The sequence below is a fragment of the Pseudohalocynthiibacter sp. F2068 genome, assembly GCF_023015645.1.
GTDB lineage: Bacteria > Pseudomonadota > Alphaproteobacteria > Rhodobacterales > Rhodobacteraceae > Pseudohalocynthiibacter > Pseudohalocynthiibacter aestuariivivens.
Genome location: NZ_JALKAK010000001.1, coordinates 261,728 through 278,516, shown reverse-complemented (window position 1 = coordinate 278,516; position 16,789 = coordinate 261,728). Strand labels below are relative to the sequence as shown.

Annotated in this window: 19 protein-coding genes; 7 read left to right on the top strand and 12 right to left on the bottom strand. The window is 51.7% G+C overall.

Annotated features, from left to right (window positions below):
- Positions 1 to 4: 4 nt before the first annotated feature.
- Positions 5 to 604 (bottom strand): DUF1629 domain-containing protein, encoded by a 600-nt coding sequence (locus tag MWU63_RS01355; protein WP_247076746.1) that lies wholly within the window; start codon positions 602 to 604, stop codon positions 5 to 7.
- A gap of 169 nt (positions 605 to 773) precedes the next feature.
- The gene (locus tag MWU63_RS01350; RefSeq protein WP_213887955.1) at positions 774 to 1,394 is read right to left on the bottom strand and encodes a thiamine phosphate synthase; all 621 of its coding nucleotides are present in this window, start codon (positions 1,392 to 1,394) and stop codon (positions 774 to 776) included.
- A gap of 218 nt (positions 1,395 to 1,612) precedes the next feature.
- On the opposite strand from MWU63_RS01350, the gene MWU63_RS01345 reads away from it, so the two are divergent.
- From MWU63_RS01345 to MWU63_RS01335, 3 genes are all read left to right on the top strand, one after another.
- On the top strand, positions 1,613 to 2,371 hold the full coding sequence (locus tag MWU63_RS01345; RefSeq protein WP_213887956.1) for an RNA methyltransferase: 759 nt from the start codon (positions 1,613 to 1,615) through the stop codon (positions 2,369 to 2,371).
- A gap of 92 nt (positions 2,372 to 2,463) precedes the next feature.
- A complete protein-coding gene (ctaA, locus tag MWU63_RS01340; protein WP_247076744.1) occupies positions 2,464 to 3,612 on the top strand; it encodes a heme A synthase in 1,149 nt (382 codons plus the stop codon).
- A 1-nt stretch (position 3,613) separates the two neighbouring features.
- Positions 3,614 to 5,092 carry a carboxypeptidase M32 gene (locus MWU63_RS01335; protein ID WP_247076742.1) on the top strand — a complete coding sequence of 493 codons (1,479 nt, stop codon included), beginning with the start codon at positions 3,614 to 3,616 and terminating at the stop codon, positions 5,090 to 5,092.
- A 19-nt stretch (positions 5,093 to 5,111) separates the two neighbouring features.
- Here MWU63_RS01335 and MWU63_RS01330 read toward each other — a convergent pair whose 3' ends face one another.
- On the bottom strand, positions 5,112 to 5,900 hold the full coding sequence (locus tag MWU63_RS01330) for an enoyl-CoA hydratase (RefSeq protein ID WP_213887959.1): 789 nt from the start codon (positions 5,898 to 5,900) through the stop codon (positions 5,112 to 5,114).
- Positions 5,901 to 5,957: 57 nt separating this feature from the next.
- Here MWU63_RS01330 and MWU63_RS01325 point away from each other — a divergent pair, with 57 nt between their 5' ends.
- The gene (locus MWU63_RS01325) at positions 5,958 to 6,380 is read left to right on the top strand and encodes a PaaI family thioesterase (RefSeq protein ID WP_213887960.1); all 423 of its coding nucleotides are present in this window, start codon (positions 5,958 to 5,960) and stop codon (positions 6,378 to 6,380) included.
- A gap of 87 nt (positions 6,381 to 6,467) precedes the next feature.
- Here the strand turns inward: MWU63_RS01325 and MWU63_RS01320 are convergent, their stop codons facing one another.
- On the bottom strand, positions 6,468 to 6,701 hold the full coding sequence (locus MWU63_RS01320) for a DUF1127 domain-containing protein (RefSeq protein ID WP_247076740.1): 234 nt from the start codon (positions 6,699 to 6,701) through the stop codon (positions 6,468 to 6,470).
- 94 nt (positions 6,702 to 6,795) lie between these two features.
- Between MWU63_RS01320 and MWU63_RS01315 the strand changes: the two genes are divergently transcribed.
- The 3 genes from MWU63_RS01315 (at position 6,796) to rpsI (ending at position 9,301) form a co-directional block, all read left to right on the top strand.
- Positions 6,796 to 8,190 (top strand): PLP-dependent aminotransferase family protein, encoded by a 1,395-nt coding sequence (locus MWU63_RS01315; RefSeq protein ID WP_247076738.1) that lies wholly within the window; start codon positions 6,796 to 6,798, stop codon positions 8,188 to 8,190.
- A 158-nt stretch (positions 8,191 to 8,348) separates the two neighbouring features.
- On the top strand, positions 8,349 to 8,810 hold the full coding sequence (rplM, locus tag MWU63_RS01310) for a 50S ribosomal protein L13 (RefSeq protein WP_213887963.1): 462 nt from the start codon (positions 8,349 to 8,351) through the stop codon (positions 8,808 to 8,810).
- Between the two features lie 2 nt (positions 8,811 to 8,812).
- Positions 8,813 to 9,301 carry a 30S ribosomal protein S9 gene (gene rpsI / locus MWU63_RS01305; protein ID WP_213887964.1) on the top strand — a complete coding sequence of 163 codons (489 nt, stop codon included), beginning with the start codon at positions 8,813 to 8,815 and terminating at the stop codon, positions 9,299 to 9,301.
- Positions 9,302 to 9,354: 53 nt separating this feature from the next.
- Here the strand turns inward: rpsI and MWU63_RS01300 are convergent, their stop codons facing one another.
- From MWU63_RS01300 to guaA, 8 genes are all read right to left on the bottom strand, one after another.
- Complete coding sequence (locus MWU63_RS01300) at positions 9,355 to 9,972, bottom strand: TetR/AcrR family transcriptional regulator (protein WP_213887965.1); 618 nt, start codon at positions 9,970 to 9,972, stop codon at positions 9,355 to 9,357.
- Positions 9,965 to 10,834 (bottom strand): polyphosphate kinase 2, encoded by an 870-nt coding sequence (ppk2, locus tag MWU63_RS01295; RefSeq protein WP_247076841.1) that lies wholly within the window; start codon positions 10,832 to 10,834, stop codon positions 9,965 to 9,967. Before ppk2 ends, MWU63_RS01300 begins: the two co-directional genes overlap by 8 nt.
- Positions 10,835 to 10,903: 69 nt before the next feature.
- Positions 10,904 to 11,824, bottom strand: a complete 921-nt coding sequence (gene metA / locus MWU63_RS01290; protein WP_213887967.1) for a homoserine O-succinyltransferase — start codon at positions 11,822 to 11,824, stop codon at positions 10,904 to 10,906.
- A gap of 38 nt (positions 11,825 to 11,862) precedes the next feature.
- On the bottom strand, positions 11,863 to 12,723 hold the full coding sequence (locus MWU63_RS01285) for an ATPase (protein WP_213887968.1): 861 nt from the start codon (positions 12,721 to 12,723) through the stop codon (positions 11,863 to 11,865).
- Between the two features lie 123 nt (positions 12,724 to 12,846).
- Positions 12,847 to 13,929, bottom strand: a complete 1,083-nt coding sequence (locus MWU63_RS01280) for a hypothetical protein (RefSeq protein ID WP_213887969.1) — start codon at positions 13,927 to 13,929, stop codon at positions 12,847 to 12,849.
- A gap of 157 nt (positions 13,930 to 14,086) precedes the next feature.
- On the bottom strand, positions 14,087 to 14,944 hold the full coding sequence (locus MWU63_RS01275; protein WP_213888150.1) for a DMT family transporter: 858 nt from the start codon (positions 14,942 to 14,944) through the stop codon (positions 14,087 to 14,089).
- A 2-nt stretch (positions 14,945 to 14,946) separates the two neighbouring features.
- Positions 14,947 to 15,099, bottom strand: coding sequence for a hypothetical protein (locus MWU63_RS01270; RefSeq protein ID WP_213887970.1), 153 nt, complete (start codon positions 15,097 to 15,099; stop codon positions 14,947 to 14,949).
- Complete coding sequence (gene guaA / locus MWU63_RS01265) at positions 15,090 to 16,652, bottom strand: glutamine-hydrolyzing GMP synthase (RefSeq protein WP_213887971.1); 1,563 nt, start codon at positions 16,650 to 16,652, stop codon at positions 15,090 to 15,092. The genes MWU63_RS01270 and guaA overlap by 10 nt, the downstream gene beginning before the upstream one ends.
- Positions 16,653 to 16,789 lie beyond the last annotated feature (137 nt).

The following is a 16,789-nucleotide window of genomic DNA, read 5'->3' as shown; positions in this document are numbered from 1 at the left end:
CCACTCAGATTTCTTTTGCTTTATAGGGCCGGAACATCTTGATTTTCTGCGCTTTAAGCGCTTCGAAAAATGCGTCTGACATCATGAAGCTTGCCGGGTACCGTTTTTCGCGCCACAAATTGGCACCAGAAAGCGCAAACTTTCTGACGGTCGCATTTTTACGAAAATGGTGAATGTGCATCTTCTCAGACACATGCCCGTGAAACGGCGCGACACTCGACACATCATCTACAATGCTGTCCTGCATACGCGTGACGTTCATCGCGAAATATTCACCCTCTGGTTGGGTGCTGCTTTTAAACCGGACGTCGATTGGAAAAAATTGGTGGAGGCCGGGGTCGAACTGCTCGAGAATTTCACGAACTTTGGAGGTAACAAGCGCAAGAGAACCTGTTGTTAAAAAACAATCGGGCATTGATTTTCTTTTTTTGTGAAGCACAACTTCACGAGGAACTTCATCAGAAGTTAAGGTTCGTTTTCCGTAGCGGTAAACACCAGATAAAACCGAGCGTGTATGCAGATCCGGGACGAGTTTAAAAAATTCAGGGAAATCCCCCCCCTGAACGAACGGGGCCTCCGAGGGTATATGAAGAACATAGGTCATAAGGGTAATCTCCCGGTTTCCGTACAATTGATGAAACCTGTAAAGAAATACAACCCTAAGATTAGTTCAGTGCTAAATGAAACTCGAAAACGAGATTTTCATTTTAGCATGACATTTTCGCGGTCCTAACAATCAGTTTTTTTGCCAAACGCACAGACCGCTTTCCTGATCACCCCATCGCAGCAGCAAGTTCGCCCAATGCCTGAACCGGATCATCCGTTCTCCAGATCTCTTCACCAATTGCGAAAAAGTCGGTGTAGGGCGCCAGCCGGGCCACATTTTCCACGTCGAGCGCGCCTTCGGCTACAACGGGAACTTCGACAATCTCGGACCACCATTCAAACAATTCGGTATCTGCAACTGTGCCGTCGCCCAGCGGTGTCACCCCCACAGGGCCAAAGCTGACGTAATCTGCACCAGCCTCGCCAGCATTCATACCATCGTGACGCTGTGCACCACAAAAAGCTCCGACAATTGCATCAGCCCCAAGGTCTTTGCGTACCTTGCGGACTGAGCGCGCACCGTCTGTCAGATGCACACCGTCAAGACCAAGTCGCTCAACCAGCAACACGTGGCTCTCGATCACCAGCGCAATGTCGCGCGCATGGCAAAGCTCGCGCAGCAGATCGGCTGCTTTTGCAATCCGGTCTTCGTCCTTAGTTGCCATCGACAGGCGCAGGCAGGAAATGTCATGGGCATCCATCACCCGGGAAAGCGTTTCCGGAAAACTCAGAAGCTCAAACTCAGGTGGGGTGATCAGGTAAAGTTGCGGATGCTCAGTCTCGGCCATTTTCGGGCTCCTTGGATGGTATTGCCGCCCCTATAGCGCGGAAAATACCGCTTGGCTACGTCCTAGGTGGTCTGCTGGCGAAATCGGGCAATAGACGCATCCGTTAAGCGCGGCTGCATCGGTTCGCATAACTGTTAGGTTATAGGACACTGCTCCGACCTTGTAATGCAGGCGTGTGGCGCGTATCACGCCGCGATCAACTGGCAAAAGATTTTACGATGCAAGACACCAACCAAGACTGGCAAGGCCCACAGCCCGCCATGATCCTGATCCGCCCACAGATGGGTGAAAACATCGGCGGCGCGGCGCGTGCAATGTGGAATTTCGGGCTTGAACGTATGCGCATTGTGGCCCCGCGCGATGGCTGGCCGAACCCCAAAGCAGACGCAATGGCCAGCGGGGCAGGCCGTTTGCTTGACGAGGCCGGGCTTTTTGACACAACCGAAGCTGCCCTTGCCGATTGTAACTTCGTCTTTGCCACGACAGCGCGCCACCGCGGCCTGACAAAACCCATCATGACACCGGAGCGCGCCATGGAACATGCACGTGGTTTGATCGAGGCGGGGCAAAAGGTTGGCATCATGTTTGGTCCCGAACGTGCGGGTCTGGAAAACGAAGATGTCGCGCGTGCGAATGTCATTATTACCGTGCCGGTTAACCCGAAGTTTGCGTCGTTAAACCTTGCACAATCTGTTCTGCTGACAGCCTACGAATGGCGGCGCCAGACGACAGAGGCTGTGCCTGAGGTCATGGAAATGGCGAAAACCGAATTTGCAGAGGCGATCGAGGTTGAAAAGCTGGGCGATCACTTTGAGCAACGACTGGACGAAGCCGGGTTTTTCTATCCGGACGATAAAGCAGAGAACATGAAGCTCAACCTGCGCAACCTCTGGTCACGAATGCCAATGACCCGCGCTGATGTGCAAACCTTTCACGGAATGTTGCGTCAAATCATACGGTGGAAAGATAAGGGCTAGGTTTCGCCGAATTGCTGGCGAATTGGGCATTCCAACCCTTGCCCCCGGCTCGTGTGAACCCTAGGTTTGGCGCACGTCAGACGGGGGCAGCGATGAGCCAGAAACGCAGTATCTTTGAAGAAGTATCCGAGGACGCAACAGCCGCGAAATCCGCCGCACCACAACCCGGGCTTATTGACCGGGCGCATAAGGGTGCGCGAGGTGCGATCCGGGGCTGGCTAATGCTGATCTTCGTACTGGTCGCCTTGATGATCGCCGTTGGCGGTTTGACGCGACTGACGGACTCTGGCCTTTCAATCACCGAGTGGAAGCCGATTACAGGTGCTATCCCCCCGCTTAGTGAAGATAATTGGTCAGCAGAATTCGCAAAATATCAGGACAGCCCGGAATTTCAGATACAAAACAGTGCGATGACCCTGTCAGAGTTCAAGACGATATTCTGGTGGGAATGGGGCCATCGGCAGCTTGGCCGCGTGATCGGGCTGGTTTGGGCCGTAGGTTTCCTTTTCTTCTGGGCAACCAAGCGTATTCCAACCGGCTGGACTGGCCGTTTGTTTGGACTGGGTGTCCTTGGTGGCATTCAGGGCGCTATCGGCTGGTGGATGGTATCCTCGGGGCTAACCGGGCGTATGGTTGATGTTGCCTCTTACAGGCTTGCCACGCATCTCGGGCTCGCCTTTGTGATTTTGGGGCTGGCAAGTTGGTACATCTTATCGTTGGGACGCAGCGAGGCGCAGTTGATGCAAGCCCGCCGCAGTCGCGAAGATAAACTCGCCTCTATGTCGACAGGGCTGATGCATTTCGCGTTCCTGCAAATCCTGCTTGGCGCTTTGGTTGCGGGCATTGACGCAGGGCGCGGGTACATCGACTGGCCGCTGATGGCCGGCCAAGTTATCCCTGACGGAATGTTTGCGCTTTCACCCTGGTGGAGCAATTTCTTTGAGAACTCGGCACTTGTGCAATTTGTTCACAGGCTGGCAGGTTACCTGCTGTTGATATTCGGCTTTGTTGTTTGGCGCAAAAGCCGTTCAAGCGGCAATGTCGCAACCCATGGTGCGTTCAACCTTGTGCTCGCCATGCTTTGTTTGCAGGCGATCTTAGGGGTCGCGACCGTTATGCAAGCCGCAGAATGGCACATTGCGATCACCCATCAGGTTGGTGCTATTGTTCTTTGGGTATTCATTCTGAAATCTCGCTTTCAAACCATGTATCCACAAACCCAGAGCATTCGGGGAAACTAGTATGACAGCCTATCAAGAGTTGTTGGCGCATCAGCGAGAGACAGAGGCGCTCGCCCAGATTTCCGGCCGTCTGGGATGGGATCAGGAAACCATGATGCCACGCGGTGCTGCCTCGCAGCGTAGCGAGGAAATGGCAGCACTTGAGGGTGTGCTACACGCGCGCCGAACAGATGTGCGGATCGGTGACTGGTTGTCAGCGCTTGAGGGCGCAGAGCTTGATAAAGTTGAAACCGCGAATTTGCGTCATATTCGCCGAGACTTTACCCGTACCTCTAAAGTACCTGCGAAATTAGCGGCGGAACTCGCGCGTGTAACCAGCCTTTCACAAGGCGTTTGGGCCGAAGCGCGCAAAGCCGAAGATTTCGACGCCTTTGCAGGAACACTAGAAAAAGTATTAGGCCTGAAACGCGAAGAAGCAGATGCGATTTCAGACGGTGGGTCGCGTTATGACGCATTGCTGCAAGATTATGAACCAGGCGCAACCGGGGCGGAACTTGCTGCTATGTTCAGCGCGCTTAGGCCGCGGCTGGTCGCGCTACGCGAATGTGTTATAGGTGCAAGCCATCATCCGGTACCACTCATCGGTGAATTTGAAGAGCGGCTTCAAATGAAACTTACCCGCGTTCTGGCCCGGGCCTTTGGGTATGATTTCAGCCGGGGGCGGCTTGATAAGGCTGTCCATCCGTTCTCATCCGGTTCGGGCTCTGACGCCCGGATTACAACCCGCACGTCGCTGACAGACCCGTTCAACTGTTTTTATTCCACAATCCATGAAGTCGGCCACGCCTGCTATGAGCTTGGAATCGATGACGCCTATGCGCTCACGCCGTTGGGGCAGGGCGTATCGATGGGTGTGCACGAGAGCCAAAGCCGCATCTATGAAAACCAGATCGGTCGCAGCCGAGCGTTCACCGGATGGCTTTTTGAGCAAATGCGCCAAAGCTTTGGTGATTTCGGAATACCGGATTCCGACGCGTTTTATAGCACGGTGAACCGCGTTGGACAGGGAAGTATCCGTACTGAAGCGGACGAATTGCAATATAACTTACATGTCTTGTTGCGGTTCGATCTGGAACAATCGCTGGTGTCGGGCGACCTTGCTGTAGCTGATTTGCCCGACGCCTGGAACCAACGTTTTAAGGCTGATTTCGGCTTTGCTGTCGACAAGCCGTCAAACGGATGTTTGCAGGATGTACACTGGTCTGTTGGTTTGTTTGGATACTTTCCGACATACACCCTCGGGAATGTATATGCAGGGTGTCTGAACAAAGCGATGCGCGATGCGGTGCCTAATGTTGATACTGCGCTTTCACAAGGAGATACCTCCGCCGCAACCGGTTGGCTGCAAGAAAACCTGCAACGTCACGGCGGGCTTTACGAGCCGAAGGACGTGATCGAACAGGCTTGCGGGTTTGCCCCAAGCGAAGCCCCGTTGCTCGACTATCTGGAAAACAAGTTTTCGGAAATTTACCGACTGTAGACCTGATGTTCTGTCAGTTTTACTGATCCCAGTCTGGTTCCCGTTTTTCCAAGAATGCACTGATGCCTTCTGCGGTATCAGGCACAAGCATGTTTTCAACCATTACGCTGCCTGTGTAAGCGTAAGCCTGATCAAGCGGCATCTGAATCTGTTCATAGAAAGCCGATTTGCCAACTTTAACGGCGGACCCAAGCTTTGAGGCAACAAGCGCTGCAAGCGACTTTGTCTCTTTCTGTAAATCCCCGGGGGCTACTGAACGATTTATAAGGCCGAGTTCTTCGGCGCGCGCCGCGTCGATGAATTGCCCGGTCGTCAGCATTTCAAACGCTTGTTTGCGCGGTATATTCCGGCTAAGCGCGACCATGGGCGTTGAACAAAACAAGCCGATGTTCACACCGTTCACGCCAAATTTGGTTCCTTCAGCGGCGACAGCCAGATCGCATGACGCAACAAGCTGACACCCGGCTGCGGTTGCAATGCCATGAACTTCAGCAATGACCGGCTGTGGAAGACGGGGCAGGGTCATCATCAGGTGCGCGCATCTGTTGAAAAGGTCTTTGAAATAGGCGCGTCCACCATCATCCGCTTTGCGCCCCGCGGTCATTTCTTTCAAATCATGCCCCGCACAAAACGCCTTGCCAACGCCCGACAGGATGATCACCCGGATTGAACTGTCGTCCATCAGTTGGTCAAACTCAGCCTGAAGTGCGGCAAGCATTGCATCAGACAGTGCGTTCAGGTTTGAGGGGTTATTTAGCGTCAGTCGTGCAACAGCGCCCATATCGTTGCGTACCACCAGCTTGTCCATCTTGCCCTCCGTCCGGTTTCAGCCAAACTGTAAGGCGACACAAAGCTGGGGGAAAGCATGACTTTAGAAATGTCGCATGATGAGCTGCAAATATTTTTGACAGAGGCTTTCCCGCAAGTTTCCGACGATTTTAAGATCGAAGAGGTGGCACCAGAAGAAATTTCGGTGCGCATGTTCGTCGGAGACCACAATCTGCGCCCCGGCGGCACGGTATCGGGGCCGTCTATGTTCGCGCTTGCGGATGTTTCCGTTTACCTCGCAATCCTCGCGATGATTGGGCCAAAGGCGCTTGCCGTGACAACCAACTGCTCGATCGATTTCATGCGCAAACCAGCAGCAGACACTGATTTAATTGGGCAGGCAAAAATATTGAAACTAGGACGCGCTTTGGCGGTTGGGGACGTGTTGATCTTTTCTGAAGGGGAACCGAAGCCGGTTGCACACGCAACACTGACTTATTCGATACCGCCAGAAAAATAGTGAAATTTCCTTAGAATGCGCGAAGAACACAAAAAAGGGCCGGGAAAAACCCGGCCCAGGAAGAGGTTCTGTAAGGGTGGGGATGTATCACCCCTTCCAGAACGGACGAGCAGCCTCCGTATCGGCCATCTCGCGTGTCAGTCCACAGTCTTCCAACTGGGAAACAGTTAATGATTTCAACGTTTTTCGGGTATGACGGCGATCTTCCCACTGGGCGACCTTAGCAGCAAGCACCACAATCACCTGGCTAAACGGTGGAAGTTCGCGGTGGCTGTTAAGCCGGCTCAACGCTGAATTGGTTTGCAAATTTGTCATTGCCATGGGGTGCTCCTTTATTGTATTGATACAATAATCAGAATTAATCAGTAATGTAGTGGTACAAAGCTATTCAAGAAACGTCCAATGAAAGATTGTAATGGATACAATATGGTTTCCTGATTTGTCACAATGTGAAGGGTCAAAATATAAGGCTCTTGTTGACGCCATCCGTGACGCAATAGCGAACGACCAGCTTAAAGAAGGTGATAAATTACCTCCTGTCAGAGAATTGGGATGGAAACTTAAAGTAACACCAGGCACGGTTGCCCGGGCTTATACGTGCCTAACTACTGATGGATTCCTGAAGGCGGAGGTCGGACGCGGTACATTTGTTGCCGCTCTGGGTTCACAAAAAATTGTACCAATACAACCGTTCACCCCAGAAGAATGGCCAGATGAAATCAATCTGCTGAGCCCGTTGCTGCCCGATGTGGGGCAAAGCGAAGCGATTCGAGATGCCTATTTGAAGATGGCAGAGATGCTGCCCGACGAAACCATGATGCGCTACCCGTCCACGCAAAGAGAGCGACCTGCCAGACAAGCGGTCATGAACTGGATCGCCCGACTTCCGCTTGGGATGTTTGATGTTGACGACATTGTCCTGACGTACGGTGGGCAAAGTGCGATCCTTTCGATTTTCCAGACCGTATTGAAAGGGGCAACACCGATTGTTTTTGCGGAAGATCTGACCTATTCGGGTTTCAGGCATGCGGCACAGCTGGTCCGCGCAGATGTGGTTAGCATAGCTTGCGATTCAGAAGGCCTGCTGCCTGACGCGCTCGAGAAGGCGTGTCAGCAACACGCTGGCCAAATTCTCTGTACCTCGCCGGAAATGCATAACCCGACAGCGCAACGAACAAATCTGACAAGGCGAAAAGAAATTGCCGAGATTGCCCGGAATTATGATCTGCAGATCATGGAAGATAACTGCTATTCAATGAGCGATACCGACTTGCCAAGCTATCGGGCTTTGCTGCCAAAATTGACCTGGTATGTATCTTCGCTGTCAAAGGTTTTCTCACCCTCATTGCGTATCGGATATGTCGTTGCGCCAACCGGGCGGGCCGGAGACCTGCGCCGCACAACGCAATACAGCCATTTCGGCATAGCCAAACCAGTCGCTGATCTTGCAACGCTACTGCTTAACTCTGGTAAAGTTGATGAGATTAAAACCAAGATGCTCGGGGTTTTACGTGCTCGCATCAAGGTTGCTGTAAACATCCTAGGTGGGTTCGACCTCAAATGGCACGAAGACGCACCTTTCCTTTGGCTTAGCTTACCACGCGGTTGGCGCGCGGCGAGTTTTTGCCGCGCTGCCGAAAAAGAGGGGCTTTTGGTCAGATCCGCCGACGATTTCGCGCTTATTGATGGGCGGGCACCGCATGCTATTCGGATATCGGTAAACGCACATATATCGCTTGCGTGTTACGATGACGCGATGGTGCGTTTAAGACGTATTTTACTGAATCCGCCTGATCAGATTGAAATATAAATGGGGTATTATTATACCTTATTTTTAAGTAATTGTTTTATATAAATAAATGCCGCATGAAGTCGCTTGACTGTGCACTCAAACTCTATAGAAACCGACCATCAATTCATGGTCAGGCCAGTTTGCTTGCACCTTCACCAAAGCCTAGGGTTTTACACATGAAAACGTTCACCGCTACCCCGGCGGATATCGACAAGAAATGGATCCTGATCGACGCTGAAGGCGTTGTTCTTGGCCGTCTTGCTTCGATCATCGCCATGCGCCTGCGCGGCAAGCACAAGCCGTCGTTTACTCCTCACATGGATATGGGCGACAACGTCATCGTCATCAACGCTGACAAGATTCAGCTGACCGGCAAAAAACGTGACGACAAAATCTACTATCGCCACACCGGCCACCCCGGCGGCATTAAACAGAATACTGCACGCGATATCCTTGAGGGCAAATTCCCCGAGCGCGTTGTAGAGAAAGCCGTTCAGCGCATGTTGCCCGGCAACAAGCTGAGCCGCCAATTGATGACCAACCTGCGTGTTTACGCAGGTGCTGAGCACAAGCAAGAAGCCCAGTCACCCGAAGTGTTGGACGTTAAATCCATGAACTCCAAGAATACACGGAGCTGATCATGTCAGAAGATATCAAAACGCTCGACGATCTGAACACCGTTGTTGAAGGCACAGTCGCCGAAGTAGAAGCAGCGCCTGTTCACGAACAGGTCCGCGACGACCTTGGCCGCTCTTATGCAACCGGTAAACGTAAAGATGCGGTTGCCCGTGTCTGGATCAAACCAGGTTCTGGTAAGGTCACTGTAAACGGCAAAGAGATGGCTGTTTATTTTGCACGCCCGGTGCTGCAGATGATCCTGCGTCAGCCTTTCACCGTTGCTGGTGTTGAAGGCGAATTCGACGTGATGGCAACTGTTAAAGGTGGGGGACTCTCTGGTCAGGCCGGTGCGGTTAAGCACGGTATTTCCAAAGCGCTGCAACTTTATGAACCATCGTTGCGGGGTGCTCTGAAAGCTGCTGGCTTCCTGACACGCGACAGCCGCGTTGTGGAACGTAAGAAATTTGGTAAAGCCAAAGCGCGTAAGAGCTTCCAGTTCTCCAAACGCTAAACTTTGCGACATTACAGAAGGGCCGTCCATTTGGGCGGCCCTTTTGCTTTGTTTTATTCATCCGGGGCGATCAACCCCAGCCCACGCAAGTAAATACCGATACCAGTCTCTAACAGTTCTTCTGGCGGGAAAGGCGAGATTGTACCGGGGGAACCACGTGCAAAAAGCTCTACCACGCCATGGCTCATCGCCCAGATATGCGCGCTGAACATAGAAGCGGGTGGTCGTTTGTCTGCCGGAATATGTTTTGAAAGCTCTTCTGCGGCGCGCTCCAACACGCCCATTGCGCGTTTCGCTACAAACGCGAGCTCTGGCGAACGGTTTATAGAGATGCCGCTCTCAAACATCGCCACATAATGCCCGGGATACCGACGCGCAAAGGCAAGATATGCGCGACCGGTTGATTCAAACGAGGCTAACGCCGATGGTTGGCCTTTCTCGTAGGCATATTCCATGAGTTCCGCAAATATCTCATACCCTTGGCGTGACGCTTCTGCGATAAGATCTTCACGGCCATCAAAGTGTCGGTAAACAGCTGCCGGGGTGACGCCAGCTTGCTTCGCCGCTTCGGACAGCGTGAAACCGGTTGGTCCTTTTGTCTCAATCAATTTCAGCGCCGCTTCAACCAAAGCTTCGCGCAGATTGCCGTGATGATAGCCGCGTTTAGACATCCCAGATTTCGGGGCCACCGCAAATATTGCTGTCCGGCCTGCAGGCGACGGATACATCTTTGCCAGCGTATTCGATCTGGCACAGCACCGCGCGAATTGCCGCAATCCGGGCACGCCGTTTATCGTCAGAGCGCACAACAGTCCAAGGCGCAGCCTCAGTATGGCTTTGTTCAAGCGTTTCGCGAATGGCGTCTGAATAGGTGTCCCAACGTTTAAGCCCTTCGACATCAATCCAGCTTAGCTTCCATTGCTTCAGCGGGTCTTTTTCGCGCTTCAGAAACCGGCGAAGCTGTTCAGCACGGCCAACATTAAGCCAGAGTTTGATGAAGTGAATCCCTTCGTCTGCCAGCATGTCTTCAAATTCTGGCAACTGGGTGAAGAAATGTTTGCGTTGTTCGGTTGTACAGAACTCAAAAACATGTTCCACAACACCGCGATTATACCAGGACCTGTCAAACAATGCGATTTCACCGCCTGCAGGTAAATGCTGAATGTAGCGCTGGAAATACCACTGGCTGGCTTCCCGGTTCGACGGCTTGGAAAGCGCGACTACCCGGGCGACGCGCGGGTTCAGGTTCTCACGGAACCGTTTTATCGTGCCGCCTTTACCTGCTGCGTCACGCCCTTCGAAAACAACGGAAACACGGGCACCGCTTTCCTTGACCCATGACTGCAGTTTGACCAGTTCTACCTGCAATGCTGCTATGGTGTCTTCGTATTCTGATGTCGGCATGCTTTTTTCGTAGGGATAGCTAGCAGACAGAATATCCCGCTTTCTAGCATCCTCGATGGCACTGCGCACAGGCTCCGGAGCTTCTGATTCAAAATACCTACTGATCGCCCCGTCAAAAGGAAGCTGCATCGCCCTGTTCTCCGTCATTCTTTTCCTGAATATGGCGGTGTGAGCCCATCAGTGCAATGAAAGGCTGTGTCAGGACGTGCCGATCAGGTCCATATCATAGTGCGTCGTTTGATAAATTTCGTTTATCCAGTTGCCATAAAGCAAATGCGCGTGGCTCCGCCATCTATTCTGCGGGGTGAGGGCAGGGTTGTCATCTGGATAATAATTGATCGGAACGTTGATTTCAGTCCCAGACTCGATATCCCGATCATATTCCTGTTTCAGCGTCCCACTGTCATATTCAAAGTGATTGAAGATGTAGATTGCCCTGTGCTCCGGGTCTTCAACCAGACAGGGACCAGACTCTTCGCTCCCCAATAGCGTTGTTAGCCCGTGAGCGTCGTCAATTTCAGATTGCCGCATCTCTGTCCAACGACTGACAGGAATGACGCAGTCGTCCGAAAATCCGCGTAGATATGGTGAAGAGGGCGCAAGATTCTGGTGCCGAAAACACCCAAACGCCTTATGTGGCAGCATATGCTTTTGCACACCGTGGAAGTGGTTGATCATTGCCATTCCACCCCAGCAAACCCCGAATGTGGAATGCACGTTCGTTTGGGTCCAATCCATGACTTCGACCAGTTCATCCCAATAGGTCACGTCCTCAAACGGAAGATGTTCTATCGGTGCGCCGGTAATAACCAGGCCATCAAATTTCTTTTCCTTCATTTCCTGGAAGGAATGATAAAAGGCTTCCATATGCTCAGAGGCCGTATTTTTGGTCTGGTGTTCAGACATCCTGATCAGAGTAAGTTCGATCTGAAGGGGTGTTGCACCGATCAGCCGGGCAAACTGTGTTTCTGTCTGAATTTTCATGGGCATCAGATTGAGAAGCCCGATCTGAAGCGGGCGAATATCCTGACGCGCTGCCTGCCGGTCAGACATGACCATCACGCCCTCATTCGACAAAACGTCAAAAGCGGGCAAGTCTGATGGTATTTTTATTGGCATATTTGGCTCCTGTGCGTCGACGTCAGATAGTGCGAAAATCAGTGGCTCTCAAGGGTGCGGGTGATGAGTGCATTGAAATCTTCGGCTGTCGTGACTGCTGCAATCTCTTCTGCGGTCACGGTGATACCCCAGTTTTCCGCCAAACTTTGATAACGGGGTTGGCGATTTGCAAGTGCCCGCTTGTAGGCCCAACGCACGAATGAGTCCGGATAGACTTTGGACTCGGGGATTTTGTTTTCACCCAGGTATTCCTTCCAGAGAGCGCGCAGCGTATCTGGCTGATAATACATAGGTTTTGGTGCCTTGTTGAACCTTTGGATCAACTGGTCCGTATGCGCGTCTGAGCCTTTGATCCAGACCAGAAGCAGGTTCTCTGACAACTCTGTAAGTACTGGATCGTTTGGGTCTTCCGGGTTTACAACTTCGCAGATTGAGCCACCACTATCACAGACAAAATTCTGATAGCCGTAAAGGTCTTTGGCTCGCTCAATGAAATGAGCTGTGTCCAGCAACGCACTGATTTCGCCTGATTTATGCTGCTCTTGGCGGCGTAAATATTCATTGAAAGCGAGGCCGCCCTTGGACGTGTCACCGGGTTTGCCCAGATACGTCGAGAGTGGGGCGAGATTATTGAACGTAATATTGGAGGCAATGTAAATTGAATCGGACCGCAAAAGATCTGCCAGAAACGGCATCTTCATGGCCTCACGTTTATAATTATCGACGATGTGTTCCCCCATATAGCGAGTGCCGATGCGATAATCGATCGAGTAGTGAAACCAGTCACCTGAACCGCGCAAAATATTGGAAACATGGGTTTTGCCAAGGCCTGACATTCCAAAAAGCAGAACGCGTTTTCTGCTTGCTTGTTGCCAGTCATTTGCCGATGCGTAAAGCATACGCTGCCTCCTTGTGCCGTAGGCAAGTGGTATCCAGAGGTGCGCGAAGGGTCAATTGCTTATCACGTCACAAAAAACCCCGCCGTCTAGGCGGGGTTTCGATATCACTGTATTTTGACAGATTTAGAAGGTCACACCAACCTTTACACCAACACCAATCGCGTCGTTATCGGCGAAGTTTGAACCAATTGTCGTTGTCGTCGTATCGCCGATATCAATGTAGCGAACACCACCTGTAATCTCGACATTATCGACCTTGTAAGTCGCGGCAAGCCCAATGCTCTTGTAACCGTCTACTGGCTGCAGGTTTCCTTGGCTCAACCCGCTGTTCGCTTCGTATCCAAGAACAACAGCACCCGACCAACGTTCACTAAACCGTCGACCAAGACCCAAAGTATAAGAAGTCGTGTTGGATTTGCCGTCGGCTATCGGGCCACCCGCAATCGCAAAAAAGTCTAACGGATTTATCTGGAAAGCAGTCCATTCAACCCAGCGAACTGACCCGAAAACCAGCGTGTCTTTTGCAACCCCAGACTGGAATTCCAAGTTTACCGACTGTGGAATGGTTACGTCGAATGGTGTTCCACCGTTATCAGAAAACGTGTGCGTTATTTCAGAATTGTAGGTTAGTGCGACACGCAACGCGATGTCCGGCCGTTCGTAAGCAGCACCAACAACATAGCCATATTGAACATCCGAACTTACACTCAAGGAATAGTTCAAAGCTGCAACGAGTCCAGATCCAATAAGGTTCAGATCACCACTCAGAGATTGGACGCGCACCCCACCGTAAACACTGTAATTGCTCGGAAACTTGTAGCGAACCAGTCCTGTCACAGCTGTTGAATCAACAACCGCAGTCGAACCTGAGAAAGGGTAAGGGTCGGCTCCTGTTCCGGGATAAGCGACGTTAGCACCCACTGGCTGATCCAGAATAATTGCCACATCCAGATTCTCGCCTATGTCTTGTTTATAGCCGAAAGAGTAATTTTGGTAGTTCGGGGCCATATCGCCGCTGGAAGCCGCTGCAAAAGGTGGATTGGAAGTACCACTTACGCTTGGGCTAACTGTCGAAAAACTAAGTTCAGCGCGTGTACCCTCTTCAAAGAGAATACCAACCGATTGTGTCGATCGTTCCATCCCCCCAGCCAGCGCTGTGCTGGAAGATATGGCGAGGGCAGCCGCCGCAGTCAAAACTTGTTTCATAGTGTGGTGTTCCTGTTGGTTTTCATTTTGCTTATTTCTTAGGCGTTGACGTTATGCCCTATTAAAACAACAGGTCAATTCCTTACGCCGCGTCACAAATTTGTTATTTGGACGCACGCTATCAATACAACTTATGGTTTAGCTTGATTACGAAAAATTACGGACGGCCTTCTGCCCTTATATTCAAGTAGTTAGCCGTCAGAATGATGAGCGCACCAAAAAGTGCGATATATTCAAGCGGCTCATCGTAAAAAAGCACACCGATGATCACGATTACGGGAAGTCGCGCGAAATCAAATGGAATCACCACGACAGCGGGTGCGACGGAAAGTGCTTTTGTCATACAGAAATGCGCAAGAAGTCCCGCACATCCGATCAGGAACAGCCATGGCGTTGCATCTGCTGTTGGTAACTTGATGTCTCCATCAAAGCCTGCGCAAACAATACCAAAGATTGCCTGCATCAAGGTCAGGTAAAACAGGATTGATGTAATCCTTTCCGTTCCTGTTAAAACCTTTGTGCAGATTGTCGTTCCGGCAAACGCGATAGCGGCAAGTGCTGCTGCAAGGATGCCGATGCTCAATCCACCGGTGTCAGGCCGGGCAACGAGCATTACGCCTATGAAACCCAAAGCGGCCGCAAATGCACGAACCGGGGTAAGTCGCTCGCCCAAAAAAAACGGGGCAAGCAGGATCACCCAAAGAGGTGACGTGAATTCAAGCGCAAAGAGTTGCCCCAGTGGAATAATCGGCAATGCGTAGAACCACAGGTTTTGCCCGGTGAAATGGAAGAGGTTTCTAAGAAACTGTAAGGAAAGACGATTGCGGGTTATCTGGTTCAATGTTCCCGCATATCCTGCGACCGCAACAACTATAATGATACCGAGAATTGACCGGTACATCATGATCTCAAAAGTGTCGAAGTCTTGCCGTACCGCGCGCCCGGCAACTGCCATTGATGTGAATGAAACGATTGCCCCGCTCATATAAAAGGCTGCGAGCAAAATGGGAGGCATTTTCATTCAAGAACCTTGTCATGCTCGAATGTTGCAGTCTCCCAGTTCAGCGACAAAGACCAGTTATCGCCTATACAGCTCAGCGCTGGGAGTTCGCCAGCGCTGACAGGTGCTGCTGCGATACAGAGAACAGCAAGACGCGTAATCATTCCCATTCGATTGTCCCCGGAGGCTTGGAGGTAATGTCATAGGTCACGCGGTTAATACCCTGCACCTCATTGATAATGCGGGTCGCGGTTTCACCAAGAAATTCATGGCTGAAGGGGTAATAATCGGCTGTCATGCCATCCACAGAAGTGACAGCGCGCAAAGCGCAGGCAAAATCATACGTTCTGCCGTCACCCATGACGCCGACCGTGCGTACCGGCAGGATCGCAACAAAGGCTTGCCAAATCTCGTCGTAAAGTCCGTGCTTTCTGATCTGGTCGATAAAGACCGCGTCAGCCTTACGCAGAATTTCCAGTTTCTCGCGGGTAATTTCACCCGGGCATCTGATAGCCAGTCCTGGGCCGGGAAAAGGATGACGACCTATGAAGCTGTCTGGCAAGCCAAGTTCAAGTCCCAATGCGCGAACTTCGTCTTTGAACAACTCACGCAGCGGTTCTACCAGTTTCAGACCCATCTTTTCAGGCAAGCCGCCAACATTGTGGTGGCTTTTAATGGTAACTGACGGGCCGCCCGAGAAGCTGACCGACTCGATCACATCCGGATAGAGCGTTCCCTGGGCCAGAAACTTTGCGCCGCCCACTTCAGCGGCGTGTTTCTGGAACACATCGATGAACAGCCTGCCGATGATTTTGCGTTTGGTTTCCGGATCAAACTGACCGTCCAGCTCGCCTAGAAACAAGTCCTGCTCATCCGCGTGGATGAGCGGCATATTGTAATGGTCACGGAACATGGTCACGACTTCTTCGGCTTCGCCCTGACGCAGCAATCCGTGGTCAACAAAAACACAGGTCAGTTGATCACCAATCGCTTCATGAATCAAAACAGCCGCGACAGAGGAGTCAACTCCTCCGGACAACCCACAGATCACCTTTTTATCGCCGACCTGCTCGCGAATTTTTCGAATGGCCTCGTCCTTATAGGCACCCATTGTCCAGTCACCGGTGAAACCAGCCATGCGAACAAAATTTTCGTAGAGCTTGCTGCCGTTTGGCGTGTGGTGCACTTCCGGATGAAACTGAACCGCGTAGAAATTACGCGCTGTGTCTGCGGTAATTGCGTAAGGTGCATTTGGCGATGTTCCAAACACCTTAAAACCCGGTGCGATTTCAGAAACGTGGTCGCCGTGGCTCATCCAGACCTGCTCGCGACCGCTATCGAACCAGCCCTTTAACAATAGCAAATCTGACTCCTCGGGCGTGACGAATGCGCGGCCAAATTCGGCAGTGCCATGGCCGCGTTCCACCTTGCCGCCCAGCATTTGCATCATCACTTGTTGGCCATAGCAAATTCCAAGAATAGGAATGCCCAGATCAAACACCGATGTCGGCGGACGCGGAGAGCTTGCATCAATGACGCTGGCGGGCCCTCCCGAAAAGATCACTGCCTTGGGCGAAAATTCCGCCAAGAATTCTTCTGTAACTTTTTGGAACGGGTGAATTTCGCAATATACATTGAGTTCACGCAGGCGACGCGCAATCAACTGCGTAACCTGGCTGCCAAAGTCGATTATAAGAAGTCGGTCATGTGATGTATTGGTCATGTCCGGGGAATATTGATCATCGGAGAAATGTGCAAGAGCGCTGTGATTTTAGGTCACCGCTTATTTTTAAATTAGGAGGATTCAAACGTATACGAACCGCGGGAATGTCGCTTTCGCCTGCCAATAGCCGGATTCTT

Excerpts from the sequence above, each read along its gene's own strand:
- metA (WP_213887967.1), bottom strand. The coding sequence starts at position 11,824 with ATGCCAATAAAAATACCATCAGACTTGCCCGCTTTTGACGTTTTGTCG.
- MWU63_RS01335 (WP_247076742.1), top strand. The coding sequence starts at position 3,614 with ATGACAGCCTATCAAGAGTTGTTGGCGCATCAGCGAGAGACAGAGGCG.
- rpsI (WP_213887964.1), top strand. The coding sequence starts at position 8,813 with ATGTCAGAAGATATCAAAACGCTCGACGATCTGAACACCGTTGTTGAA.
- rplM (WP_213887963.1), top strand. The coding sequence starts at position 8,349 with ATGAAAACGTTCACCGCTACCCCGGCGGATATCGACAAGAAATGGATC.
- MWU63_RS01285 (WP_213887968.1), bottom strand. The coding sequence starts at position 12,723 with ATGCTTTACGCATCGGCAAATGACTGGCAACAAGCAAGCAGAAAACGC.
- MWU63_RS01300 (WP_213887965.1), bottom strand. The coding sequence starts at position 9,972 with ATGTCTAAACGCGGCTATCATCACGGCAATCTGCGCGAAGCTTTGGTT.
- MWU63_RS01345 (WP_213887956.1), top strand. The coding sequence starts at position 1,613 with ATGCAAGACACCAACCAAGACTGGCAAGGCCCACAGCCCGCCATGATC.
- MWU63_RS01275 (WP_213888150.1), bottom strand. The coding sequence starts at position 14,944 with ATGCCTCCCATTTTGCTCGCAGCCTTTTATATGAGCGGGGCAATCGTT.
- guaA (WP_213887971.1), bottom strand. The coding sequence starts at position 16,652 with ATGACCAATACATCACATGACCGACTTCTTATAATCGACTTTGGCAGC.
- ctaA (WP_247076744.1), top strand. The coding sequence starts at position 2,464 with ATGAGCCAGAAACGCAGTATCTTTGAAGAAGTATCCGAGGACGCAACA.
- MWU63_RS01270 (WP_213887970.1), bottom strand. The coding sequence starts at position 15,099 with ATGGGAATGATTACGCGTCTTGCTGTTCTCTGTATCGCAGCAGCACCT.
- MWU63_RS01315 (WP_247076738.1), top strand. The coding sequence starts at position 6,796 with ATGGATACAATATGGTTTCCTGATTTGTCACAATGTGAAGGGTCAAAA.
- MWU63_RS01330 (WP_213887959.1), bottom strand. The coding sequence starts at position 5,900 with ATGGACAAGCTGGTGGTACGCAACGATATGGGCGCTGTTGCACGACTG.
- MWU63_RS01280 (WP_213887969.1), bottom strand. The coding sequence starts at position 13,929 with ATGAAACAAGTTTTGACTGCGGCGGCTGCCCTCGCCATATCTTCCAGC.
- ppk2 (WP_247076841.1), bottom strand. The coding sequence starts at position 10,834 with ATGCAGCTTCCTTTTGACGGGGCGATCAGTAGGTATTTTGAATCAGAA.
- MWU63_RS01350 (WP_213887955.1), bottom strand. The coding sequence starts at position 1,394 with ATGGCCGAGACTGAGCATCCGCAACTTTACCTGATCACCCCACCTGAG.
- MWU63_RS01320 (WP_247076740.1), bottom strand. The coding sequence starts at position 6,701 with ATGGCAATGACAAATTTGCAAACCAATTCAGCGTTGAGCCGGCTTAAC.
- MWU63_RS01355 (WP_247076746.1), bottom strand. The coding sequence starts at position 604 with ATGACCTATGTTCTTCATATACCCTCGGAGGCCCCGTTCGTTCAGGGG.
- MWU63_RS01325 (WP_213887960.1), top strand. The coding sequence starts at position 5,958 with ATGACTTTAGAAATGTCGCATGATGAGCTGCAAATATTTTTGACAGAG.